The sequence below is a fragment of the Pseudomonas wayambapalatensis genome, from assembly GCF_049942315.1.
GTDB lineage: Bacteria > Pseudomonadota > Gammaproteobacteria > Pseudomonadales > Pseudomonadaceae > Aquipseudomonas > Aquipseudomonas wayambapalatensis.
Map to the genome: position 1 here is coordinate 34,443 of NZ_JBNFMU010000236.1, position 23,898 is coordinate 58,340.

At 64.1% G+C, this 23,898-nt stretch carries 27 protein-coding genes; 7 read left to right on the forward strand and 20 right to left on the reverse strand.

Annotation, left to right across the window (positions count from 1 at the left end):
* Positions 1–112 precede the first annotated feature (112 nt).
* Both arfA and ACPZMI_RS24725 read left to right on the forward strand, forming a co-directional pair.
* The gene (arfA, locus tag ACPZMI_RS24720) at positions 113–277 is read left to right on the forward strand and encodes an alternative ribosome rescue factor ArfA (RefSeq protein WP_039580593.1); all 165 of its coding nucleotides are present in this window, start codon (positions 113–115) and stop codon (positions 275–277) included.
* 54 nt (positions 278–331) lie between these two features.
* Positions 332–1,645, forward strand: coding sequence for a lytic murein transglycosylase (locus ACPZMI_RS24725; protein ID WP_186669264.1), 1,314 nt, complete (start codon positions 332–334; stop codon positions 1,643–1,645).
* 35 nt (positions 1,646–1,680) lie between these two features.
* Here the strand turns inward: ACPZMI_RS24725 and ACPZMI_RS24730 are convergent, their stop codons facing one another.
* From ACPZMI_RS24730 to ACPZMI_RS24790, 13 genes are all read right to left on the reverse strand, one after another.
* Positions 1,681–2,619: a S66 peptidase family protein gene (locus ACPZMI_RS24730; RefSeq protein WP_426353237.1), complete on the reverse strand. Its 939-nt coding sequence runs from the start codon at positions 2,617–2,619 to the stop codon at positions 1,681–1,683.
* Between the two features lie 137 nt (positions 2,620–2,756).
* Positions 2,757–3,773, reverse strand: a complete 1,017-nt coding sequence (gene lipA, locus ACPZMI_RS24735) for a lipoyl synthase (protein ID WP_238343328.1) — start codon at positions 3,771–3,773, stop codon at positions 2,757–2,759.
* Between the two features lie 2 nt (positions 3,774–3,775).
* A complete protein-coding gene (lipB, locus tag ACPZMI_RS24740) occupies positions 3,776–4,423 on the reverse strand; it encodes a lipoyl(octanoyl) transferase LipB (protein WP_186669262.1) in 648 nt (215 codons plus the stop codon).
* Positions 4,423–4,698 (reverse strand): DUF493 domain-containing protein, encoded by a 276-nt coding sequence (locus ACPZMI_RS24745; RefSeq protein WP_054892813.1) that lies wholly within the window; start codon positions 4,696–4,698, stop codon positions 4,423–4,425. Before ACPZMI_RS24745 ends, lipB begins: the two co-directional genes overlap by 1 nt.
* A gap of 75 nt (positions 4,699–4,773) precedes the next feature.
* A complete protein-coding gene (locus ACPZMI_RS24750; protein WP_186669260.1) occupies positions 4,774–5,934 on the reverse strand; it encodes a D-alanyl-D-alanine carboxypeptidase family protein in 1,161 nt (386 codons plus the stop codon).
* Positions 5,935–6,105: 171 nt separating this feature from the next.
* Positions 6,106–7,107: a septal ring lytic transglycosylase RlpA family protein gene (locus tag ACPZMI_RS24755; protein ID WP_426353238.1), complete on the reverse strand. Its 1,002-nt coding sequence runs from the start codon at positions 7,105–7,107 to the stop codon at positions 6,106–6,108.
* A complete protein-coding gene (mltB, locus tag ACPZMI_RS24760) occupies positions 7,107–8,117 on the reverse strand; it encodes a lytic murein transglycosylase B (RefSeq protein ID WP_426353239.1) in 1,011 nt (336 codons plus the stop codon). The genes ACPZMI_RS24755 and mltB overlap by 1 nt, the downstream gene beginning before the upstream one ends.
* Positions 8,118–8,134: 17 nt before the next feature.
* Positions 8,135–9,238, reverse strand: coding sequence for a rod shape-determining protein RodA (gene rodA, locus ACPZMI_RS24765; protein WP_054892858.1), 1,104 nt, complete (start codon positions 9,236–9,238; stop codon positions 8,135–8,137).
* 38 nt (positions 9,239–9,276) lie between these two features.
* The gene (gene mrdA, locus ACPZMI_RS24770) at positions 9,277–11,172 is read right to left on the reverse strand and encodes a penicillin-binding protein 2 (protein ID WP_186669257.1); all 1,896 of its coding nucleotides are present in this window, start codon (positions 11,170–11,172) and stop codon (positions 9,277–9,279) included.
* Positions 11,173–11,189: 17 nt separating this feature from the next.
* Positions 11,190–11,657, reverse strand: a complete 468-nt coding sequence (gene rlmH / locus ACPZMI_RS24775; protein ID WP_054892809.1) for a 23S rRNA (pseudouridine(1915)-N(3))-methyltransferase RlmH — start codon at positions 11,655–11,657, stop codon at positions 11,190–11,192.
* 9 nt (positions 11,658–11,666) lie between these two features.
* On the reverse strand, positions 11,667–12,089 hold the full coding sequence (gene rsfS / locus ACPZMI_RS24780) for a ribosome silencing factor (protein ID WP_054892808.1): 423 nt from the start codon (positions 12,087–12,089) through the stop codon (positions 11,667–11,669).
* Between the two features lie 45 nt (positions 12,090–12,134).
* On the reverse strand, positions 12,135–12,794 hold the full coding sequence (gene nadD / locus ACPZMI_RS24785) for a nicotinate-nucleotide adenylyltransferase (protein ID WP_186669256.1): 660 nt from the start codon (positions 12,792–12,794) through the stop codon (positions 12,135–12,137).
* Position 12,795: 1 nt separating this feature from the next.
* Positions 12,796–14,061, reverse strand: coding sequence for a glutamate-5-semialdehyde dehydrogenase (locus tag ACPZMI_RS24790; protein WP_186711433.1), 1,266 nt, complete (start codon positions 14,059–14,061; stop codon positions 12,796–12,798).
* Positions 14,062–14,369: 308 nt separating this feature from the next.
* On the opposite strand from ACPZMI_RS24790, the gene ACPZMI_RS24795 reads away from it, so the two are divergent.
* Positions 14,370–15,056 carry a DNA-3-methyladenine glycosylase gene (locus ACPZMI_RS24795; RefSeq protein WP_186669253.1) on the forward strand — a complete coding sequence of 229 codons (687 nt, stop codon included), beginning with the start codon at positions 14,370–14,372 and terminating at the stop codon, positions 15,054–15,056.
* Positions 15,057–15,060: 4 nt separating this feature from the next.
* Entirely contained in the window at positions 15,061–16,377 is a 1,317-nt protein-coding gene (locus tag ACPZMI_RS24800; RefSeq protein WP_426353240.1) for a bifunctional DedA family/phosphatase PAP2 family protein, read from the forward strand.
* 44 nt (positions 16,378–16,421) lie between these two features.
* Here the strand turns inward: ACPZMI_RS24800 and ACPZMI_RS24805 are convergent, their stop codons facing one another.
* The 3 genes from ACPZMI_RS24805 to ACPZMI_RS24815 are packed head-to-tail and all read right to left on the reverse strand — an operon-like array spanning position 16,422 to position 18,097.
* Positions 16,422–17,012: an LON peptidase substrate-binding domain-containing protein gene (locus tag ACPZMI_RS24805; RefSeq protein ID WP_426353241.1), complete on the reverse strand. Its 591-nt coding sequence runs from the start codon at positions 17,010–17,012 to the stop codon at positions 16,422–16,424.
* Between the two features lie 9 nt (positions 17,013–17,021).
* A complete protein-coding gene (locus ACPZMI_RS24810; RefSeq protein ID WP_063542592.1) occupies positions 17,022–17,738 on the reverse strand; it encodes an LrgB family protein in 717 nt (238 codons plus the stop codon).
* Entirely contained in the window at positions 17,735–18,097 is a 363-nt protein-coding gene (locus ACPZMI_RS24815; RefSeq protein ID WP_186669247.1) for a CidA/LrgA family protein, read from the reverse strand. The genes ACPZMI_RS24810 and ACPZMI_RS24815 overlap by 4 nt, the downstream gene beginning before the upstream one ends.
* 148 nt (positions 18,098–18,245) lie before the next feature.
* On the opposite strand from ACPZMI_RS24815, the gene ACPZMI_RS24820 reads away from it, so the two are divergent.
* The 3 genes from ACPZMI_RS24820 (at position 18,246) to ACPZMI_RS24830 (ending at position 21,201) form a co-directional block, all read left to right on the forward strand.
* The gene (locus ACPZMI_RS24820) at positions 18,246–18,701 is read left to right on the forward strand and encodes a MaoC family dehydratase (RefSeq protein ID WP_426353242.1); all 456 of its coding nucleotides are present in this window, start codon (positions 18,246–18,248) and stop codon (positions 18,699–18,701) included.
* 94 nt (positions 18,702–18,795) lie between these two features.
* The gene (locus ACPZMI_RS24825; protein WP_186710331.1) at positions 18,796–20,529 is read left to right on the forward strand and encodes a C13 family peptidase; all 1,734 of its coding nucleotides are present in this window, start codon (positions 18,796–18,798) and stop codon (positions 20,527–20,529) included.
* A gap of 27 nt (positions 20,530–20,556) precedes the next feature.
* Positions 20,557–21,201, forward strand: coding sequence for an oxidoreductase (locus ACPZMI_RS24830; RefSeq protein WP_186669240.1), 645 nt, complete (start codon positions 20,557–20,559; stop codon positions 21,199–21,201).
* A gap of 108 nt (positions 21,202–21,309) precedes the next feature.
* Here the strand turns inward: ACPZMI_RS24830 and ACPZMI_RS24835 are convergent, their stop codons facing one another.
* The 4 genes from ACPZMI_RS24835 to ACPZMI_RS24850 all read right to left on the reverse strand — a co-directional run.
* A complete protein-coding gene (locus ACPZMI_RS24835; RefSeq protein WP_186669238.1) occupies positions 21,310–21,597 on the reverse strand; it encodes a YceK/YidQ family lipoprotein in 288 nt (95 codons plus the stop codon).
* Positions 21,594–22,223, reverse strand: coding sequence for a flavin prenyltransferase UbiX (ubiX, locus tag ACPZMI_RS24840; protein ID WP_054892796.1), 630 nt, complete (start codon positions 22,221–22,223; stop codon positions 21,594–21,596). The genes ACPZMI_RS24835 and ubiX overlap by 4 nt, the downstream gene beginning before the upstream one ends.
* Positions 22,220–23,569 (reverse strand): UDP-N-acetylmuramate:L-alanyl-gamma-D-glutamyl-meso-diaminopimelate ligase, encoded by a 1,350-nt coding sequence (gene mpl / locus ACPZMI_RS24845; RefSeq protein WP_426353243.1) that lies wholly within the window; start codon positions 23,567–23,569, stop codon positions 22,220–22,222. The genes ubiX and mpl overlap by 4 nt, the downstream gene beginning before the upstream one ends.
* A 66-nt stretch (positions 23,570–23,635) precedes the next feature.
* Positions 23,636–23,898 (reverse strand): helix-turn-helix domain-containing protein (locus ACPZMI_RS24850; protein ID WP_426353244.1); only part of this gene is annotated, 263 nt, incomplete at its 5' end.

Consider the following 23,898-nt stretch of genomic DNA (forward strand, 5'->3'; position numbering starts at 1 on the left):
GCGGTTCGGCGCTCCCACAGGGGTGTCGCAGCTCATACACACAATCAATTGGCCCCCCGCTCGCCCAGGCCATAAAGTCCGCCCCAAGTTCATCCAACCCGGGAACCCCGCCATGAGCAAGAAGCCGAAAAAACACGGCCCCAACAAGGCCAAGTCGATCATCGCCCAACCCCTGTTCCGCTGCCGTCAGGAACGACCGGAAAAGGGCAAGGGCAGCTACCGCCGCGAAGCCTTCCAATCGAGAGATTGGGAGGCTTCTTGCTTTCTGGCCGCCTGAAAAAGGCGCAGGCATGATATGGTCGGCACCTGAACTGCAAAACTGGATCTGTGCATGTCCTTCAGTCTTTCCCAGCGCTGGCGCCCCCGCCAGCTGATCGCGGCCTCCAGCTTCATCCTGCTCGTCGCCTGCGCGGAAAAACCCACCGCCGCCGACGCCCTGCCGCTGGCTCCGGCCCAGCCTGCTCCGAACGTTACCCTGCCCGGCACCGCCACTGACACCAGCAGCGAAATCCAGCCGCTGCAGACCTTCGCCCAATGGCAGGCGGGCTTCCGCCAGCAAGCCCTGCTGGCAGGCATCAGCCCCAATACCTTCGACCGTGCATTCCTTGGCGTCACACCCGACATGGACGTGATCAAGGCCGACCGCAGCCAGCCTGAATTCTCCCGCCCGGTCTGGGAGTATCTCGACGGTGCGTTGTCGCCGCTGCGCGTGCGCAACGGCAAGAAACTGCTGGAACAGCACGCCGAGCTGCTCGGTCGTATCGAGCAACGCTATGGCGTCGACCGCCAGGTGCTGGTTGCCGTATGGGGCATGGAGAGCAATTTCGGGCAGTTCCAGGGCAACAAGTCGGTGATCCGCTCGCTGGCCACCCTGGCCTATGAGGGCCGCCGCCCGACCTTCGCCCAGGACCAGTTGATCGCGGCCCTGCAGATCCTGCAGAACGGCGATATCCAGCCCGAGGCCATGCGCGGCTCCTGGGCCGGTGCAATGGGGCAGACCCAGTTCATCCCTACCACCTACAACACCCACGCGGTGGACTTCGACGGCGATGGTCGCCGCGACATCTGGAACAGCACGGCAGACGCCCTGGCCTCCACCGCGCACTACCTGCAAAGCTCGGGCTGGAAGCGTGGCCAACCTTGGGGCTTCGAGGTTCAGGTGCCGGCAGGCTTCGATTACTGGCTGGCAGACGGCGCTCAACGCAAGTCGGTCAGCGAATGGTTGAGCCTCGGTGTGACACTGCCAACCGGCACCCAACTGCCCAGCGGCAGCAGCCAGCTCTCGGCAGCGCTATTGCTTCCAGCAGGCGCACGCGGACCGGCATTCCTGGTACTGGACAACTTCCGTGCAATCCTGAAGTACAACAATTCCTCGTCCTACGCCCTGGCGGTCAGCCTGCTGGGCGATCGCTTCTCGGGCTGGGGCTTCATTGCCGGATCGTGGCCGAAGGACGACCTGCCGCTGAGCCGCAGCGAGCGCATGGAGCTGCAAAACCTGCTCAACGCCAGCGGGCACGAAGCCGGTAACGCCGATGGCATCATCGGCGCCAACACCCGCAAGGCCATTCGCAATGCCCAGCAAGCTCAGGGCTGGCCGGCCGATGGCTATCCAACACACAAGCTGCTCGATAGCCTGCGGCGCTAGAGAATATCGGGGCTGCTTGTGCAGCCCCTATAGCTTCAGGCTGTGAACAACGCCTGCTCCAGCACAAGCTGCTGTGCATCACTGTCCAGCCGCACCTGCGCACCCAACGGCAGGCACACATTCGGATCGCAGTGCCCACTGCGCCATCCTGCCAACACCGGCACCTGCAGTGGCCCGAAGATATCCCTGAGCAACGGCTCCAGCGCCGCCACCGTGATCCCCGCGAAGTCTCCCACCAGCACCCCCTTGATTCCCTCCAGATTGCCGGCCAAGCGCAACTGGGTCAGCAGACGGTCCACGCGGTACAGGGGCTCGTTGACGTCCTCGATGAACAGGATGCTGTCGTGGGTATCGATCTGCGCCACAGTGCCCTGGGTCGCTCCGAGCATCGACAGGTTGCCACCCACCAAACGTCCGCTGGCAACACCACCGACCACGGTCGTAAGGCCGAACGCCGCAGGATGCTCGATGGCATCGCCTCGCCCGACCTGCCCCTGCAACTGCTGGAATAGCGAACTGACGGTCGGCTCGAGCTTGGCACCGAGCAGGTCGGCATTGAGCATCCCGCCATGGAAGGTGAGCAACCCGGCATGGCGCTGGATTGCCGTGTGCAGGGCGGTGATGTCGCTGTAGCCGATCAAGGGTTTGGGGTGACGACGAATCAGCTCGAAATCCAGCCGATCCAGCAGCCGCATGCTGCCATAGCCACCCCGCATGCACAGGATCGCGTCGATCTGAGGGTCAGCGAAGGCGTCGTGAAAGTCACGCAGGCGTTGCTCGTCGCTGCCTGCCAGATAGCCGTCGGCCTGCAGCGCACCCGGATAGACGCGGCAGCGCAAGCCCCGCTGTTCGAACCATTGCCGCGCCTTGTCCACATCCAGCCGTGCAGGCCCCGCCGGCGCGACAATTGCGAAGCAGGCGTTACCGGGCAATGCCTTGGGCAGGCGGAAGGTTGGGGTTTCAAGACAGTTCATCGGGCGACTCCTTGCATACAGGGGCTTGCCACTCTAACGGGCGTATTGGAAGGCGCACACAGGGCGCGTTGCCCCAGAAAACAAAAATGCCGATGCCGCCTTTCGGCGCGCATCGGCATGTTCAGCGCAAGCCCGGATCAGAGCTTGATCTTGGCTTCGTGAGCCTGCTGGTCGGCGTGGTACGACGAGCGCACCAGCGGGCCGGAGGCGACGTTCTTGAAGCCCATCTTGTAGCCTTCCTCGGCGAACCAGGCGAAGGTGTCGGGGTGCACGAAACGCTGCACCGGCAAGTGGCTGCGCGAAGGCTGCAGGTACTGGCCGAGGGTCAGCATGTCGATGTCATGCTCGCGCATGCGGTGCATCACTTCGATGACTTCCTCGTCGGTCTCGCCCAGGCCGAGCATCAGGCCCGACTTGGTGGGGACGTGCGGCACCAGTTGCTTGAACTTCTGCAGCAGGTCCAGCGACCAGTCGTAGTCCGAACCCGGACGCGCGGCCTTGTACAGACGCGGCACGGTCTCGAGGTTGTGGTTGAACACATCAGGCGGCGTTTGCGCGGTGATTTCCAGCGCCACGTCCATACGCCCGCGGTAGTCCGGCACCAGGGTTTCCAACTGCACGCCCGGGGACAGGGCGCGGATTTCGCGGATGCAATCGGCAAAGTGCTGGGCGCCACCATCACGCAGGTCGTCGCGGTCTACCGAGGTGATCACCACGTACTTCAGGCGCAGGTCGGCAATGGCGACCGCCAGGTTCTTCGGCTCGTCCAGATCCAGAGGCTTCGGACGGCCGTGACCAACGTCGCAGAACGGGCAGCGGCGGGTGCAGATGTCACCCATGATCATGAAGGTCGCGGTGCCACCGGAGAAGCACTCGCCCAGGTTGGGGCAGGATGCCTCTTCGCAGACGCTGTGCAACTTGTGCTTGCGCAGCAGTTGCTTGATGCGATCGACTTCCGGCGAAACCGGGATGCGCACGCGAATCCAGTCGGGCTTCTTCGGCAGTTCTTCGGTGGGGATGATTTTCACCGGGATGCGCGCGACCTTATCGGCGCCACGCAGCTTGACCCCGGCTTCCACTTTCTTGGGGGCGGGGCGCGGGGTGACGTCTTGGGTCGCGATCAGGTTCGGCACGGCTTCTTGCACAGTTGTCATATTCAGTCGATTCCGCCCGTGAGGGTCGTCTGCTCAGCATAGTCGAGGTGCTTGACCAGCTGTCCGCGCAGCCTTGTCCTGACCTCGTCGAGTTCGATCGGACCTGCCAGGTCGCGCAGCTGGGTCATGGCCAGCCCCGCATACCCGCAGGGGTTGATTCGGCGGAATGGCGCGAGGTCCATGTCCACGTTCAGGGCAAGGCCGTGGAACGAACGGCCATTGCGGATTCGAAGGCCAAGTGACGCGATCTTCGCCCCATCGACATAGACGCCAGGGGCGTCGGGCTTGGCCACCGCCTGCACGCCATAGCTGGCGAGCAGTTCGATGAGCGTAGTCTCGATGCGGCTGACCAGTTCGCGCACGCCAATGCTCAGGCGGCGCACGTCCAGCAGCAGGTAGGCGACCAACTGGCCGGGGCCGTGGTAGGTGACCTGGCCGCCGCGGTCCGTCTGCACCACCGGGATATCGCCCGGAATCAGCAGATGCTCGGCCTTGCCGGCCTGGCCCTGGGTGAAGACTGCAGGATGCTCGACCAACCAGACTTCGTCCTGGCTGTCCGGGCTGCGTTGCTCGGTAAAACGACGCATGGCCTCCAGCACCGGTTCATAGGGCTGCAGGCCAAGATCGCGAAAACCGAGACACGCGGGCATCACAGCACCATTTTCACGATGCCGGTGGCACGCAGGGCACTGTTGATGTCGTGCAGCTGATTCTCGCTCTCGGCGACGATGTGCAACTGCACCGTGGTGTACTTGCCTTCCTTGCTCTGGCGCTCGGCCAGGGTGGAAAGATCGACCTTGGCGTGCTTGCTCAGGACTTCGATGACCATGTCCTTGAAGCCGACAACAGTATCGCCGATGACCTTGATCGGGTAATCGGCGCAGGGGAATTCGATTTTGTGCGACTTGACGTCAGCTTCGCTCATAGCGCATACGCCCTCGTAAGGCGTGGCAACAACAATGCCCCCGCGTGGTTGCACGGGGGCATGGCCGGTCACGTATCAGTTGAACAAACCGTAGAAGAACAGGCGGATGCTATCCCACATACGGCGGAAGAAACCACCTTCCTCGACGCCATCCAGGGCGATCAGGTCGGCGCTGTGCACCACTTTCTCGTCCAGTTTGACTTCCACTTTGCCGATCACGTCACCTTTTGCGATCGGAGCGGTCAGTTGCGGGTTCATGGTCATCGAAGCCTGGAGGCGTTTCAATTGGCCTTTAGGCATGGTCATGGTCAGGTCGTTGGCCAGACCGGCCTTGACTTGACCGGTGGCGCCCTTCCAGACCGGAGCCTGGGTCAGCTCGGTGCCCTTCTGATAGAAGGTCTGGGTTTCGAAGAAGCGGAAACCGTAGGTCAGCAGCTTCTGCGTCTCGGCGGCACGGGCCTGCTCGCTGTTGGTGCCGAACACCACCGCGATCAGACGCTGGCCGTCGCGAACGGCCGACGCCACCATGCAGTAGCCGGCTTCCTCGGTGTGGCCGGTCTTCAGACCGTCGACGGTCTTGTCGCGCCACAGCAGCAGGTTGCGGTTAGGCTGCTTGATGTTGTTCCAGTAGAACTCTTTCTGCGAGTAGATCGCGTAGTGGGCCGGATCTTCGTTGATGATCGCGCGCGCCAGCAGGGCCATGTCGTGGGCCGAGGAATAGTGCTCAGGGTTCGGCAGGCCGGTCGGGTTCATGAAGTGCGAATTGGACATGCCCAGGTCGCCGGCAGTCTTGTTCATCATGTCGGCGAAGGCGTCTTCACTGCCGGCGATGTGCTCGGACAGGGCGACCGAGGCATCGTTGCCCGACTGGATGATGATGCCGTGCAGCAGGTCGCTGACGGTCACCTGGCTGCCGACCTTGATGAACATGCGCGAACCGCCGGTACGCCAGGCGTTCTCGCTGACGGTCACCGGGTCGTTCTCGCCGATCTGGCCACGACGGATGTCGAGAGTGGCGATGTAGGCGGTCATCAGCTTGGTCAGGCTGGCTGGCGGCAGGCGCTCGTCACCGTTGTTCTCGACCAGCACGTTGCCGCTGGACGCATCCATGAGTACATAGGACTTGGCTGCCAACTGCGGAGGTGCTGGCATCATCTGCTCGGCTGCAAAGGCAGCAGGCACGATCATCAGCAGTACGGGCAGGCAAAGTCGTTTGGCAAGGTTGGTGATGTTCATCCGTCTCTCGTAAATCGCTAATGGTCTGATGTTCCGCGGGGATACCACGGCGTTTCAGTCTGCTTCAGGGCTGGCGGACAACCCCATGCCCCAAGGGGCAAAACCGCCATTGTACATGGCCGAACCTGGCAATTCATGAACAAACCGACAGGTCGGCAAGATACTGCGCAGTCAGTCTGCTGTGACCAGCTTGGCCTGCCCCAGGTTCGCCAGGCGAATGCTGTCCTGCGCCTGCTGGATCTCACCCTGGCTGTTGATCGGCCCCAGACGTACCCGGTGCAGCGTTTGCTGGTTGCGTACGATGGAACTGATGAACACCGGAGCACTGACCATGGTGCTCAACTTGGAACGCAACAGCTCGGCCGCGTCCGGGTTGGCGAAGGCGCCCACCTGAAGGAAGCTGCCGCCGCCGTTGCCCGGTACGTTGTTGCCGGCAACCTGCACCGGCACCACGGGTGCCGCGTGCTGCTGCGGCGGCGGGGTCCACTGCTCGACGCGCCCGGTGCTGGCAGGGATCGGCTGCGCCTGGGCGACCTGCGGCTCCTTGAGCATCGATGGCGGCTGCTGGCCCTTCTGCGCCCACCACTGCTGCGGGTCGATACCCTCGACGCGCACATGGGCGGTGCCGATCTCGGCGTAACCGAGCTTCTTCGCCGCGGCATACGACAAGTCGATGATGCGGTCCGAATAGAACGGCCCGCGATCGTTGACCCGCAGGATCACGCTACGGCCGTTGGCCAGGTTGGTCACCCGCACATAGGCCGGCAGCGGCAGGGTCTTGTGCGCCGCGCTCATGCCGTAAAGGTCGTAAAGCTCGCCGTTGGCGGTGTTCTGCCCGTGGAACTTGGTGCCGTACCACGACGCCGTGCCCTCGGCGCGATAGTTGCGCGAGTCCTGCATCGGGTAATAGGTTTTGCCCAGCACGGTGTACGGGTTGGCCTTGTAGTTGCCGGTGTGCACGGTCGGGGTGGCGTCGGGAATCTTGTTGACGTCCACGTCCCACCAGGGCGCACCGTCCTTGTGGGCACGGTTGATGTCCAGACCCGGCTGCGAGCGAACGGTGTTGCCGCCCGCCTGCGAGGTCGGACGGCTGGAAGAACAGCTGACCAGCACCAGGCCGATGGCGGCACAGGTGAGCAGCTTGAAGGTATTGGCTTTGAACAATTCGCGCATTACTTGACGCCCCGTGCCTGGACCAGCTGTTGCGAAAGCTGATGCACCGCCATGGCATACATCACGCTGCGGTTGTAACGCGTGATCGCGTAGAAGTTCTTGAGGCCCATCCAGTATTCGGGGCCATTGTCGCCTTCGAGCCGGAACGCCGTGACCGGCAGATCATCGCGCAGCGCATCATGACTCGACCAGCCCAGCGCTCGCAACTCCCCGACTGTCTTCACAGGCTCGATGCCAGTGGTCAGGCCCTCGTCGACACGCGTACCACTGACCTGCGCCCGGCTGACCACCGGCTGCCCGGCGGTCCAGCCGTGGCGCTTGAAATAGCTGGCCACGCTACCGATGGCGTCATCCGGGTTGTTCCAGATGTTGATGTGGCCGTCGCCGTCGAAGTCCACGGCGTAATTGCGGAAACTGCTCGGCATGAACTGCGGCAGGCCCATGGCGCCAGCATAGGAGCCCTTGAGCGTGAGCGGGTCGAGTTGCTCCTCGCGCGCCAGCAGGAGGAACTCACGCAGCTCCTTGCGGAAGAATTCGGCTCGCGGCGGGTAGTCGAAGCCCAGCGTCGACAAGGCATCGATGACACGGTAGTTACCGGTATTGCGGCCAAAGAAGGTTTCCACGCCGATGATCGCGACGATGTACTGGGCCGGCACGCCGTATTCCTGCTCGGCGCGGGCCAGCACGGCTTCGTGCTGGCGCCAGAAGTCCACACCGCGGGCAATGCGCGCATCGGTGATGAACATCGGGCGGTATTCCTTCCACGGCTTGACCCGCTCGGCCGGACGCGAGATCGCGTCGAGGATCGCCTGCTTGCGCTGCACCTCGCGGAACACGGCCATCAGTTGCTCGTCGGCAAAGCCGTAGTCGCGGGTCATTTCGCCAACGAATTCGGCCACCTTGGGCGAGCCGTCATAGTCGCCGGCATTGGCCTGCTGGACAGCGCCGAACAGCCCCATCGCGCCGATCCACGGCATACAACGGGCAGCCCAGCCACGCACTGCTTGCATGAAATTCTTCACCTTTTTCAAACCTGCGCGATCCATTTGCGGTGCGTGTGGATCGACATCAAAACGCCAAACGCTGACAGCAGCGTCACCAACGAAGTTCCGCCATAGCTGATAAAGGGCAACGGCACACCCACCACGGGCAGCAGGCCACTCACCATACCGATGTTGACGAACACATAAACAAAGAAGGTCATCGTCAGGCTGCCGGCCAGCAACTTGCCGAACAGGGTCTGCGCCTGCGCGGTGATGACCAGGCCGCGACCGATCAGCAACAGGTAGATGATCAGCAGCAGGCAGATGCCCACCAGGCCGAATTCCTCACCCAGCACGGCGATGATGAAGTCGGTGTGGCTTTCGGGCAGAAAGTCCAGGTGCGACTGGGTGCCCAGCAGCCAGCCCTTGCCGAACACGCCGCCCGAACCGATCGCGGCCTTGGACTGGATGATGTTCCAGCCAGTACCCAGCGGATCGCTCTCGGGGTCGAGGAAGGTCAGGACCCGCTGCTTCTGATAGTCATGCATCACGAAGAACCACATCGCCACGGCCACCGGTACGGCCGCCGTCACCACGCTGATGATCCAGCGCCAGCGCAGGCCGCCCATGAACAGCACGAACGCACCGGAGGCAAGGATCAACAGCGCCGTGCCAAGGTCGGGTTGTCGGACGATAAGGATGAACGGCACACCGATCAACACCAGGCTGATTGCCACGTGTTTCAGATGGGGCGGCAGGGTGCGCTTGGACAGGTACCAGGCGATGGTCGCCGGCATGATGATCTTCATGAATTCCGAGGGCTGGAAACGAATCACCCCGGGAATGTTGATCCAGCGCGTGGCGCCCATGGCGTTGTGGCCCATCACGTCCACCACCACCAGCAACAGGACCCCCGCCACGTAGGCCAGCGGCACCCAGCGCGCCATGAAGCGTGGCTCGAGCTGGGCGATGATGAACATGGACACCAGGCCGATGCCGAAGGAACTGGCCTGCTTCATCAGCAGGTCCCAGTTCTTACCGCTGGCCGAATAGAGGACGAACAGGCTGCCGGCGGCGAGCGTCAGCAGAATGAGCAGCAGAGGACCATCGACATGGATGCGCTGCAGGAAGCTGGCGCGCCTGCGCATCACGTCCTCGCTGGAGAGCATGCGATCGAAATTGTTCTTCACGGGGCCGTTTCCTGGGCGACAGTGACAGTGGCAGGGCCAAATTCGGGCTTGAGCCGGCCGTTTTCGTCGAGCAACCAGGCGTCCATGACCTGGCGCACCACGGGGGCGGCAACACCAGAGCCGGACTCGCCGTTCTCGACCATTACCGAGACCACGATCTTCGGATCTTCGGCGGGTGCGAAGGCGACGAACAGCGCGTGGTCGCGGTGACGCTCCTGGAGTTTGTTGCGGTCGTACTTCTCGCCCTGCTTGATCGCCACCACCTGTGCGGTACCGCTCTTGCCGGCGATACGATATTGCGAGCCGAGCGCGGCCTTGCGCGCCGTGCCGCGCGCGCCGTGCATCACCTGCTCCATGCCATGGGTGACCCGGGCCCAGTCGTTCTTGTCGCGCAGCACGATGTCTTCCACCGGGTTCTCATCCACCGGCTGCTTGCCCTCGATGGTCTTGGCCAGGTGCGGACGGTTCCACTTGCCCTTGTTGGCGATCAGTGCGGTGGCCTGGGCCAGTTGCAGGGGCGTTGCCTGCATGTACCCCTGGCCAATGCCCAGAATCAGCGTTTCACCGGGGAACCAGGCCTGGCGGCGGGTGGCGCGCTTCCATTCACGCGAAGGCATCAGCCCGGGCGACTCTTCGAACATGTCCAGCGAGACTTTCTGGCCGATGCCGAACTTGTTCATGTAGGCCGACAGCCGATCAATCCCCATCTTGTGCGCAAGATCGTAGAAATAGGTGTCGTTAGAACGCATGATCGCCACATCCAGATCCACCCAGCCATCGCCGGTGCGGTTCCAGTTGCGGTACTTGTGGTCATAGTTGGGCAGTTGGTAGTAGCCCGGGTCGAACACCCGGCTGCTGGCATTGACCACACCGCTGTCCAGGCCGGCGATGGCCACTGCCGGCTTGATGGTCGAGCCCGGAGGATACAGGCCGCGCAGCACACGGTTGAACAACGGGCGATCGATCGAATCGCGCAGCTCGGCATAGGCCTTGAAGCTGATGCCGGTGACGAACAGGTTGGGGTCGAAGCTCGGCTGGCTGACCATCGCCAGCACCTCGCCGGTGCGCGGGTCGAGGGCGACGATCGCCCCACGGCGGCCTGCCAGCGCCTCTTCGGCGGCCTCCTGCAGCTTGATGTCCAGGCTCAGGACAATATCCTTGCCAGGAATCGGGTCGGTGCGCTTGAGCACCCGCAAGACACGGCCGCGAGCGTTGGTCTCGACTTCCTCGTAGCCAACCTGGCCATGCAGGTCGTCCTCGTAGAAACGCTCGATGCCGGTCTTGCCGATATGGTGGGTGCCGCTGTAGTTCACCGGATCGAGGGACTTGAGTTCCTTCTCGTTGATCCGCCCGACATAGCCCACCGAATGAGCGAAATGCGCACCTTGTGGGTAATGCCGCACCAGTTGCGCCGCCACCTCCACCCCGGGAAGACGGAACTGGTTCACGGCGACGCGGGCGATCTGCTCCTCGTTCAGTTCGAACAGGATCGGCACCGGCTCGAATGGCCGACGCCCCTGCTTCATGCGGCGCTCGAACAAGGCACGATCATCTTCGCTCAGCTCGAGCACCTCGATGATGGTGTCCAGCACCTCCTGCCACTTGCCCGCGCGTTCGCGGGTCATGGTCAGGCTGAAACTGGGGCGGTTGTCGGCGACGATCACACCGTTGCGATCGAAGATCAGCCCACGGGTCGGCGGAATCGGCTGCACATGCACCCGGTTGTTCTCCGACAGCGTCGAGTGGTAGTCGTACTGGATGATCTGCAGGTAATACAGGCGCGCGATCAGCACGGACACGAGCAGCATGATCGCCACCGCGCCGACCACGACGCGGTTGCGCACAAGGCGTGCGTCTTTCTCGTGGTCCTTGAGGCGGATCTGCTGCGGCATCGGACAGGCTTACGAAGTCATTTGTGGTAAGGGTGCCCGGACAACACGGTCCAGGCGCGGTAGATCTGTTCACCGATGAGTATCCGCACCAACGGGTGCGGCAGGGTCAGCGGCGACAGCGACCAGCGCTGTTCGGCACGGGCGCAGACTTCCGGCGCCAGCCCTTCCGGGCCGCCCACCATCAGGTTGACCGTACGCGCATCCAGGCGCCAGCGATCCAGCTCGGTCGCCAGTTGCTCGGTGCTCCACGGCTTGCCATGGACTTCGAGCGTGACGATCCGTTCACCGGGCTGGACCTTGGCCAGCATCGCCTCGCCTTCCTGACGGATCAGGCGGGCAACGTCGGCGTTCTTGCCACGGGTGTTCAGCGGGATTTCAACCAGCTCCAGCGACAGCTCGGCGGGGAGGCGCTTGGCGTACTCGTGCCAGCCTTCCTCGACCCACTTCGGCATACGCGAGCCGACCGCGATCAGACGCAGACGCACGGCGCTTCCTTATTCCCGATCCTTGAGCTTGTCGGTGAAGTAGTCGCTGGCGTTTTCCGGGCTGTGGTGCTTGGCATCAGCAGCACGGCTCTGCTCGGCGCCCAGCCACAGACGCTCCAGGTCGTAGAACTGACGGGCAGCGGCGGTCATCATGTGCACGATGACGTCGTTCAGGTCCAGCAGCACCCAGTCACTGTCGCCCTTGCCTTCTTCGCCCAGCGGCTGCGCGCCCTTGGCCTTGACGGCCTCACGGACCTTTTCCAGCATCGCGTTGATCTGGCGGTTGGAGGTACCGGTGGCAATGATCATGTAGTCGGTGAGGCTGTGCTTGTCGCGCACGTCGATGACCTGGATGTCCTGGGCCTTGACGTCTTCCAGCGCGGCCTTGGTCAGTTCGACCAGTTCTTCGCCATTGATTTTCTGCTTGGTCATATAAAACTCGTTCAACTCGTTGTAATGAGGCGCCCTGCGGCGCCCTCAGTTGGACACACGGTACAGACCGTGCGCCTCGATGTAGGCCAGTACTGCGTCCGGCACCAGGAACCGAACCGACTTGCCGCTGGCCAGCAGCTGCCGGATCTGTGTGGCGGACACCGCAAGCGGCGTCTGCCAGACGAACGAAATGTTCCCCGCCGGGCCGGACATGGCGGTGGGATCGCTCTGCGAGCGCGCAGCCAGAAGGTTGCGCAGCTCGTCGGGGGGTTCGACATCGGCATCCGGGCGCTGCAGCACCAGGATGTGACAATGTTGCAGCAGCTCTTCCCAGCGGTGCCAGCCCGGGAGACCACAGAAGGCATCCCAGCCCAGCACCAGGTAGAGCTGGTCGTGCGTGTTCAGTTCGCTGCGGATCGACTCCAGGGTGTCGATGGTGTACGACGGTTTGTCGCGCGCCAGCTCCCGGGCATCCACGCTCAAGCCCTCGACCCCTTGTACCGCGCTACGCACCATGGCCAGCCGGTCGGTGGCAGCCACCTGCGGGGTGTCGCGGTGCGGCGGCCGGGCGTTGGGCAGCAGGCGCAACTCGTCCAACCCCATGAACTCGGCCACTTCCAGCGCGCTGCGCAGGTGGCCGATGTGCACCGGGTCGAATGTGCCGCCAAGAATGCCGATACGCCGGACTGCCGGGGCCTTGCTCAACTCAGCAGGACCCGCGCAACTGACCGTCGCCGATCACCACGTACTTCTCGCAAGTCAGCCCTTCCAGGCCGACCGGACCGCGGGCGTGCAGCTTATCGGTGGAAATCCCGATCTCCGCACCCAGGCCATACTCGAAGCCATCGGCAAAGCAGGTCGGGGTGTTGAGCATGACCGACGCCGAATCGACCTCGGCCATGAAGCGCCGGGCGTTACCCTGGTGCTCGGTGGCGATCGAGTCGGTGTGGTGCGAGCCATAGTGATTGATGTGCTCGATGGCCGGATCCAGGCCATCGACGATGCGAATCGACAGGATCGCATCCAGGTACTCGGTGTGCCAGTCGTCCTCGGTGGCCGGCTTGGCGGCGATGATCGCCCGGGTGCGCTCGCAGCCACGCAGTTCGACACCCTTCTCTTCGAAGCGGCGGGCCATGTCCGGCAGGAACGCCTGGGCCACGCTGGCGTCGACCAGCAGCGTCTCCATGGCGCCACAGATGCCGTAGCGGTAAGTCTTGGCGTTGAAGGCGATGCGCGCGGCCTTTTCCAGGTCGGCGTGGGCATCGACATAAACGTGACAGATGCCGTCCAGGTGCTTGATCACCGGCACGCGCGCATCGCGGCTGATACGTTCGATCAGGCCACGGCCACCACGCGGGACGATGACATCGACGAACTCCGGCATGCTGATCAGCGCACCGACGGCTTCGCGGTCGGTGGTTTCGACCACCTGTACCACGGCTGGTGGCAGGCCGGCTTCGGCCAGGCCGCGCTGGATGCAGGTGGCGATGGCGCGATTGGAGTGGATGGCTTCCGAGCCGCCCCGCAGGATGGTCGCGTTGCCGGACTTCAGGCACAGGCTGGCAGCGTCGATGGTCACGTTCGGGCGAGACTCGTAGATGATGCCGATCACACCGAGCGGTACGCGCATCTTGCCAACCTGGATGCCCGACGGACGGTAGCTCATGTCGCGGATCGCACCGACCGGGTCCGGCAGCGCAGCCACCTGGCGCAGGCCGGTGATCATGCCATCGATGCGCGCCGGGGTGAGGGCCAGACGGTCCAGCAGTGCTGGCTCCAGGCCATTGGCACGGCCTGCGGCGAGGTCCTGTTCGTTGGCTGCGGTCAGCTCGGCGCGGGCAGCGTCGAGCGCGTCGGCAGCGGCCTGCAGGGCGCGATTCTTCTGCGCAGTGCTGGCGCGGCCGATCACCCGCGAGGCCTCACGGGCGGCGCGACCCAGGCGGGTCATGTAGTCAAGAACGGACTCGGTCATGGGTTCGGTGTCTTGGCGAAGGGGAAATCGGCTGATTATAACTGCCGCGCTCGGGTACGCCCAGCGGCGGGTGGCGGATGGTAGAAGATGGCAGCGGAAATATGTAGGAAAGATGTAACTGAGGGTATCGGAATTGACCCACTTCGGCGTCGACCTTTTCGCGGGCAAGCCCGCTCCTACCGGGAGTGGCGTAGCCTGGGGGGACGCGGACTAAACCCTGGGAAGATCAACCCGGTTACAACCTGATTCAGCCTCGATTAAGCCTTTCATTGCTATCATCCCCGCCTTCGCCACCACGAACCGCCAACATGCCCGTCCCCTGCCCGGCCCGCGCCCTGCCCGACCGCTTTTTCGACCGCGATGCCCAGACCCTCGCCCGCGAGTTGCTCGGCAAGGTCATCCGCCACCGCCACGGCGATCTGTGGCTGGCCGCCCGCATCATCGAGACCGAAGCCTACTACCTCACCGACAAGGGCAGCCACGCCTCGCTCGGCTATACGGAAAAGCGCAAGGCGCTGTTCCTCGACGGCGGGCACATCTACATGTACTACGCCCGCGGCGGCGACTCGTTGAACTTCAGCGCCCACGGGCCGGGCAACGCGGTGTTGATCAAGTCGGCCTACCCCTGGGTCGACGCCCTCTCCGATGACAACAGCCTGGCGCAGATGCAGTTGAACAACCCGGACGCCAACGGCAACCTGCGCCCGGCAGAGCGCCTGTGCGCCGGCCAGACCCTGCTGTGCCGCGCCCTGGGCCTGAAGGTGCCGGACTGGGACGCCCGCCGTTTCGACCCGCAGGGGCTCTATGTCGAAGATTGCGCAATCAATGTGCCACGCGTGATCCAGACCACCCGCCTGGGCATCCCCCACGGCCGCGACGAACACCTGCCGTACCGCTTCGTGGACGCCGAATTCGCTCGTTTCTGCACCCGGAACCCGCTACGCCGGGGCCAGGTCGAAGGACGGGATTTCTTCATTCTGGAACAAGGAAACTGACACCATGAGCCAATGGCTCGACAGCCTGACCGGCTGGCTCAGCGCCAACCCGCAGTGGCTTGGCCTGGCCATCTTCCTGATCGCCTGCATCGAGTGCCTGGCCATCGCCGGCATCATCGTGCCCGGCACGGTGCTGCTGTTCGCTGTAGCGGTGCTGGCCGGCAGCGGCACCTTCAGCCTGGGCGAGACGCTGCTGCTGGGCTTTCTCGGCGGCATGCTCGGTGACGCCATGTCGTACGCCATCGGCAAGTACTTCCACCAGAACATCCGGCGCCTGCCGCTGCTGCGCCACCACCCCGAATGGATCGGCAGCGCCGAAACCTACTTCCAGCGCTACGGTATCGCCAGCCTGCTGGTAGGCCGCTTCATCGGCCCGCTGCGGCCGATGCTGCCGATGGTTGCTGGCATGTTCGACATGCCATTGCCGCGCTTCATCGCCGTCAGCCTGGTGGCCGGTGCTGGCTGGTCGGTGGCCTACCTGCTGCCTGGCTGGGCCACCGGTGCCGCCATGCGCCTGCCGCTGCCGGAAGGCTTCTGGCTGGATGCGGGGATCGTCGCCGGTGGCTTGGCGGTGCTGGTGGCCCTGAGCTTCAACGCCAGCATCCGCGACCAGCGCCACGGCACCCGCCTGATCGCCGGCCTGAGCCTGGTAGCACTGGCGGGCATATTTCTCGGCTGGCCCTACTTGCACGAGTTCGACCAGGGCGTGATGACCCTCGTCCAGGAACATCGCAGCAAGGCGTTCGACAGCGCCGTGGTCATCGTCACCCGCCTGGGCGACTTCAAGACCCAGTTCTTCCTCGGCGGCCTGCTGACCGGCCTCCTGCTCCTGGCACGGCAATGGCGCCATGCACTGTTCGCCGGGGGCGCACTGATCGGCACCGCGCTGTGCAACGGCTCGCTGAAATGGCTGTTCGCCCGGGCGCGCCCGGAAGTGCTGGCCGATCCACTGACCAGCTACAGCATGCCCAGCGGGCATAGCTCGGCATCCTTTGCGTTCTTCCTGGTACTGGCGGTGCTGGCCGGTCGCGGCCAGCCGCCGCGCATGCGCCTGACCTGGGTGCTGCTGGGGGTGCTGCCTGCGCTGTCGATCGCGCTGTCACGGGTGTACCTGGGTGTGCACTGGCCCACCGACATCCTGGCCGGGGCCTTGCTGGCGTGCTGCGTGTGTGCGGCCAGTCTGACGCTGGTGCAGTATCGCGAGCCACTGAGGGCAATGCCGCAGAAGGTGTGGTGGCTGATCTTGCCGGCGTGTATCGCGCTGCTGGCGTTCTTCGCCATGCACTCGTTGCCCAAGGCATTGCTGCGCTATCAGTATTGAAGTGATGCGCGGGTTGCCGGCCCTGACGCTGGCAACCCGCAGCTTCAGGCGAACAACTCGCCCTGAATCCGCTCCAGCAGCGTCTGAATCCGCTCCAGACGCCGCGCCGGCGAATCGATCGCCAGCAGGTCGATCTTGTCCTCTTCCATGAACGGCAGCAGGTACGCCAGTTGGTTAGCCAGCGACTGCCTCCCGTCCACCTCGCGCGGCATGTCCAGCGCCTCGACCATCGGGTGCTCGCCCAGCGCGACCAGCAGCGCCAGCAGGTCATCATCCTGCTCGCCCAGCGGGCTGTCGCTCAGTTCGGCCAGCCACTGCACCTCGCCGACCATCAACTGATCCTTGAGCACATCGGTCTGCTCCACCCTGAAGCGCCGCACACCTTCGACGCGAATGCCCAGCAGGCCGTTGTCCTGCTGCACGAAGTCGCGGATCAACGCCTCGCAGCCGAACGCAGCGATGCCTGCCGGCGCCTTGCCGACCTGCTCGCCTTCGAGAATGCACACCACCCCGAAACCTTCGCCCTGCTTCATGCAGCGGCCGATCATGTCCAGGTAACGCGCCTCGAAGATCTGCAAGTCCAGCAGGCAGCCGGGGAACAGCACGGTATTGAGGGGGAACAGCGGTAACGTCATCTCGACTCCTCAAGCCACCAGACTGACTGCCAGCGGCAGGAACACCGCCGTGGCCACGCCCATCAGGCTCATCGCCAGTGCGGCAAAAGCGCCGCATTCATCACTTTCCTGCAAGGCCGCCGAGGTGCCCACCGCGTGTGCGGTGACGCCCAGGGCCATACCCCGCGCCTCGGGGCTGAGCACACCACAGCGCGTCAGCAGGGCCGGACCGAAGATGGCGCCGATCACCCCGGTGATCAGCACGAATACCGCCGCCAATGCCGCTACGCCACCGATCTGCTCGGCCACCAGCATGGCGATGGGCGAGGTCACCGACTTGGGCGCCATGGTCATCAGGATCATGTGTTCGGCGCCGAACCACCAGCCCAGCGTCACGCAGGCCAAGGTGGCGAACACTCCCCCGATTACCAGCGTAGTAAAGATCGGCCAGAACAGTTGGCGGATACGCCGCAGGTTGAGATAGAGCGGGACCGCCAGGGCCACAGTGGCCGGTCCGAGGAGAATATTGAGGATCTCGGTGCTGCGCTTGTACTCGCTGTAGTCGATGCCACACGCCAGCAGCACACCGATCAGGACCAGCATCGACACCAACACCGGTTGCAGGAAGATCCAACGGGTGCGCTCGTAGCCGGCAAGTACCAGTTGGTAAACCCCAAGCGTGATACCAATCCCGAACAACGGGTGGTGAATGACGGCTTGCAATGCACCCTGCCAGTCGAGGCTCATGGCTGTTCCTCGTGCTTGCCGTGGCGATGGATCAGCTTCTGCATCAGTACGCCGACGAACACCAGGGTGACCAGGCAGGAGATCACCAGCGCACCGGCAATGGCCCAGAAGTCGGCGGCGATGTCGCGGGCATAGACCATCACGCCGACGGCTGGCGGCACCAGCAGCAACGGCAGGTAACGCAGCAGGCTGCTGGCGGCCTCGTTGAGCGGTTTGCCAACTTCGCCGCGGATCATCAGGCAGGCCAGCAGCAACAGCAAGCCGATGATCGGGCCCGGCAACATGGGCAGTACCAGGTGATTGATCGCCGTGCCCAGCAACTGAAACATCACCAGCCAGGTCAATCCACGCAACAGCATAAGCATCTCCTTGGGGCATCGGGCGCCATTATAAGCACGCGTCCTGCCTGTATAAGGCGATATTCGCCGAAAAGGGAAGAACTTGACCGCAACGGTGCGCCGTGGTGATCTTGCACCTTCGTACCAAAAGACAACCTGGAGAGTCGCGATGCCCTATGTACCTGTTGCAGAGCTTTCGCAGTACGTTGGAAAGGAACTGGGACGTTCCGAATGGCTGAAGATCGATCAGCAGCGCATCAACCTGTTCGCCGAGGCCACCGGCGATTTCCAGTTCATCCATGTCGATCCGGAGAAAGCCGCCAAGACCCCCTTCGGCTCCACCATCGCCCACGGCTTCCTCAGCCTGTCGCTGATTCCCAAGCTGATGGAAGACATCCTCGTGCTGCCCGAGGGCCTGAAGATGGTGGTCAACTACGGGCTGGACAGCGTGCGCTTCATCCAGCCGGTGAAAGTCGACAGCCGCGTGCGCCTGAAGGTGGAACTCACCGACGCCACCGAGAAGAAGCCCGGCCAATGGCTGCTCAAGGCCACCGTCACCCTCGAGATCGAAGGCCAGGAAAAACCGGCCTACATCGCCGAGCCACTGTCGCTCTGCTTCGTCTGAGGCAGCACCGGGGCCGTTCGGCGGCCCCGGCCACGGCTGTCTCACGCTCCGATTCTGCGGCATACTCGGCGCACCTTTGTGCCCGGATTACGCCATGCGCCCGCTGCTGCCCCTGACCCTGATCCTGCTGCTCGCTGCCTGCGGCGAAGGCGAACCGCTGTCGCCGCCGGACGCGCGCCTGCCCGACGGCGGGCGCTACCGGGGCGAAGTGGTCAATGGCCTGCTGCAGGGCGAAGGCCGCATCGACTACCCCAACGGCAGTTGGTATGCGGGCACGTTCAAGGACGGTCAGTGGCACGGCCAGGGCGAGTGGCACGGCAGCAACGGCGAGGTCTATCGCGGCCAATTCGCCGCTGGGCTGTTCGAAGGCCTGGGCGACCTGACCACCCCCGGCAGCCACTACGCCGGCACCTTCAAGCATGGCCGGCGCGACGGCGAAGGCACCCTCAAGCAGCACGACCAGACCTACCGCGGCCAGTTCAAGGACGACCAGTACGACGGCGCCGGTCAGCTCGAGCTGGCTGACGGCAGCCGCTACCAAGGCCTGTTCGCCAAGGGCAAGCCCAATGGCGCCGGAGTGCGCAGCGATGCCAGCGGCAACCAGTTCAGCGGCCATTTCATCGACGGCCAGCTCGAAGGTGCCGGCACCTACGACAGCGTCGAAGGCGAGCAGTACATCGGTGAATTCAAGGAAAACCGCCTCGAAGGCCGCGGCCGCTACGAGAACGCCGACGGCGACGTGTGGATCGGCGACTTCAAGGATGGCGCGCTCAGCGGCCAGGGCGAGCTGCTGGGCAGCGATGGCAGCCGCTACAAGGGCGGCTTCCAGGACTGGCGCTTCTCTGGCCAGGGTCATCTGCACCTGGCCGACGGCAGCCAGTACATTGGCGGTTTCGACAACGATGCCTACCAGGGCAGCGGCCGGCTGATCCAGGCCGATGGCCGTGTCGAGGCCGGCCAGTGGATCAACGGCGTGCGCGTGCGCGACGACAAGGGCACGCTGCTGCCCGACCCGCTGGACCTGGCCCTGCTCAACCAGGGCAAGCTGCTCGACGAGGCCCTGGCCAAGGTGCCACGCTCGGCCCCACCCATCCAGCTGTACAGCCTGGTGCTGGCCGGCGATGGCCAGCAGAGCGTGTTCCTGCGCGAAGCCGACTATGTCAGCAACATGCTCAGAGTGCGCTTCGGCGCCCGTGGCCAGGTGACCCTGGTCAATCACCGCGACCATCTGGCCGACCGGCCAATGGCCACCCGCGAGAACCTCACCCGTGCCGCCCGCACCCTGGCCGAACGCAGCGGCCCGGAAGATATCGTGTTCGTCTACCTGACCAGCCACGGCAGCCATGACCACCAACTGGTGCTCGACCAGCCGCGCCTGCAACTGGCCGACCTGTCTGCCGACGAACTGGCCAACGCCCTCGCCCCGCTGAAAGATCGCGACAAGGTGATTGTCATCTCCGCCTGCTATTCAGGTGGCTACATCGCCCCGCTCAAGGATGATCGCACGCTGATCATGACTGCAGCGCGCCCTGACCGGGTCTCGTTCGGCTGCTCCGAAGAAGCCGACTTCACCTATTTCGGCGATGCCCTGTTCGCCCAGGCACTGAATCAGACCGACGATCTGAAACAAGCGTTTGAACTGGCGCGCAACAGCGTTGCCGAACGGGAACGAAGGGAAGGTTTCGAAGCCTCCGAGCCGCAGATCTGGGCACCACCGCAGGTGCTCGCGCACTGGCAGCGCCTGCGCCGGCAGCAAGCCGAGGAGGCCTTGAAAAACAAGGCCCAGCCAGCCGCGCCGGAGCAGGCAAAAAAGCCTGGAACCCGCTAAGCTGAGCTGTAACAAGGGAGAGACATCATGTACTTGACGCCTCAGCATGTCCTGCTTGCCGGAGCCACGGGTCTTACGGGTGAACACCTGCTCGACCGCCTGCTCAACGAACCCACCATCAGCCGTGTGCTGGCGCCTACCCGCAGGCCGCTGGCCAAGCATCCGCACCTGGAAAACCCGGTGGGTGACCCGGCGATGTTTCTCCCGCAACTGGCCGGGCGCGTCGATATCGCCTTCTGCTGCCTGGGCACCACGCTCAAGCAGGCCGGTTCGGAAACCGCCTTCCGTGCAGTGGACCTGGACATGGTCGTGGCCTTCAGCAAGCGCGCCCGCGAGATGGGCGCACGCCATCTGCTGGTGATCAGCGCGCTCGGTGCAGACCCCAAATCATCGATCTTCTACAACCGGGTCAAGGGCGAGATGGAAGAGGCGCTCAAGGCTCAGGACTGGCCGCAACTGACCATCGTGCGACCATCGCTGCTGCTGGGTGAGCGGCTCGAGCCACGGCTGGCCGAGCAACTGGCCGGGCCTTTCGCAAGGCTGATTCCCGGCAAGTACCGCGGCATCGAGGCCTGCACCCTGGCCCGGGCACTGTGGCGGCTGGCGTTGGAGGAAGAGGACGGAATTCGGGTGGTCGAGTCTGACGAGTTGCGCAAGCTGGGCAAGAAATAGCAATACCTTCAGAGGCCTCTTCGCGGGTAAACCCGCTCCCACCAGGACTGCACAGAATGCAAAGACGGTGCGGTCCCTGTGGGAGCGGGTTTACCCGCGAAAGGGCCGTTACAGGCCGCCGCGGGCGTTGAACCCCACCCCGACCGCCGTCAGCAACGACAGCGGCAACAGTACGGTATCCAGCAACATGCTCCCCGGCAGATCCAACCGTGGATATGCCGGCGCATCCGCGCCGAAATGATCCCGCGGGCAGCACCCACCATTGATCACATACAGGTCCAGGCGAGTGCCGGCATATACCACCGGCGCCCCAGGCTGGTTGGCGTCCAGCGTTCGTACTGTCGCGCAACCACCCAGGCTGCCCAGCAGCAGCAAGCCTGCCAGCGCGCGCTTCAATCATCGACCCCGTAATGATGCTCGCCCCAGCGCGGCAACATGTCCTGGGGTATGTTCAGCAGGTTGAGCACCCGTGCGACAACGAAGTCCACCAGGTCATCGATGGTCTGCGGCTGGTGATAGAAGCCCGGCGCTGCCGGCAGGATCACCGCGCCCATCTGCGAAAGCTTGAGCATGTTCTCCAGGTGAATGGTGGAGAACGGCGCTTCACGCGGCACCAGGATCAGCTGGCGGCGCTCCTTGAGCGTGACGTCCGCTGCCCGTTCGATCAAATTGTTGCAGGCACCGGTGGCGATTGCCGACAGCGTGCCAGTCGAACAGGGCACCACCACCATCGCCGCAGGTGCGCCGGAGCCCGAAGCCACCGGCGACATCCAGTCTTCTTTGCCATACACGCGAATCTGCCCGTCGGCAGCGCCGGTGTATTCGGTCAGAAAGGCCTGCATCGCCTGCGGCTTGGGCGGCAGCACCACGTCGGTTTCGGTGGACATCACCAGCTGCGCAGCCTTGGAGATGAGGAAGTGCACCTCGCGGTCCTCGCGCACCAGGCAATCGAGCAGGCGCAGCCCGTACTGCGCCCCGGAAGCACCGGTCATCGCCAGGGTGATGCGCTCCGGGCCGCTCACTTCAGGGCCTCGGCCAGCTTGCCGTGCAGGCCACCGAAGCCGCCATTGCTCATGATCACCACATGGGTGTCCGGACGTGCCTGGCCCTTGATCCGCTCGATGATCGCCTCGAGGCTGTCGGCCACCACGCTCGGCACCGAGCACTGCGCTGCCGTGGCGGCCAGGTCCCAGCCCAGGTTGGCCGGGGCGTACCAGATCACCTGGTCGGCATCGTTGACACTCTCCGGCAGGCCATCACGGTGTGCGCCCAGTTTCATGGAGTTGGAGCGCGGTTCGATCACCGCAATCACCGGCGCCTCGCCCACACGCTTGCGCAGGCCGTCGAGGGTGGTGGCGATGGCGGTCGGGTGGTGGGCGAAATCGTCGTAGATGGTCACACCCTGCACCTCGGCGACCTTCTCCATGCGCCGCTTGACGCTCTTGAACGCGCTGAGGCCGTCGATGCCCATGGCCGGCACCACGCCGACATGGCGCGCCGCCGCGAGCGTGGCCAGGGCATTGGCGACGTTGTGCTGACCGGTCAGGGCCCAGTCCACCACGCCCTGCACCTCACCGTCGAACAGCACTTCGAAGCGCGAACCGTCCGGACTGAGCAGGCGCGCCTGCCATTGGCCACCTTCGCCGGTGGTTTGCACCGGGGTCCAGCAGCCCATGCCGATGACCCGCTCGAGCGCCTGTTCGGTGGTCGGGTGGATGACCAGGCCTTCGCTCGGAATGGTACGGACCAAATGGTGGAACTGCCGCTCGATGGACGCCAGATCCGGGAAGATATCCGCATGATCGAACTCAAGATTATTGAGGATCGCGGTGCGCGGGTGGTAATGCACGAACTTCGACCGCTTATCGAAGAAGGCGCTGTCGTATTCGTCGGCCTCGACCACGAAGAACGGCGTGCCGCCCAGGCGCGCCGAGACCGAGAAGTTCTGCGGCACGCCGCCGATCAGGAAGCCCGGGCTCATGCCCGCATGCTCCAGCACCCAGGCCAGCATGCTGCTGGTGGTGGTCTTGCCATGGGTGCCGGCCACTGCCAGCACCCAGCGGCCCTGCAGCACGTGGTCGGCCAGCCACTGCGGGCCGGAGACATAGGGCAGGCCCTTGTTCAGCACGTATTCCACGGCAGGGTTGCCACGCGACATGGCGTTGCCGATGACCACCAGGTCAGGAGCCGGCTCCAGCTGGGCCGGATCGTAGCCTTGGGTGAGCTCGATGCCCTGGGCCTCGAGCTGAGTGCTCATCGGGGGATAGACGTTGGCGTCGGAACCGGTGACGCGATGGCCGAGCTCCTTGGCGAGCACCGCCAGCGAACCCATGAAAGTGCCGCAAATACCGAGAATGTGAATGTGCATGGTCGACCTCGCAAAACATCGAGGCAGGGTAGCCCAGGGCGAGGGAAATCGCACCCGCTGTTTCGCTCAACCGGCCCTGGCGATACCGTGTTTGCGCAGTTTTCGATACAAGGTATTGCGGCTGATGCCCAGGTGTTCGGCAACACGGGTCATGTGCCAGTATTTTGCCTCCAGCACGTCCAGCAGCGCCTGGCGTTCTGCGCCCTGCAATACATCGACGCCCACCGAACTCTCAGGCGTGACACCGGACCTGTGGGAGCGGGGTTGTCCTCGGAGAGAGCCGAAATGACAAAAAAAGATGGGGGAGTTGCACTCGTTCGCTGGCAAGC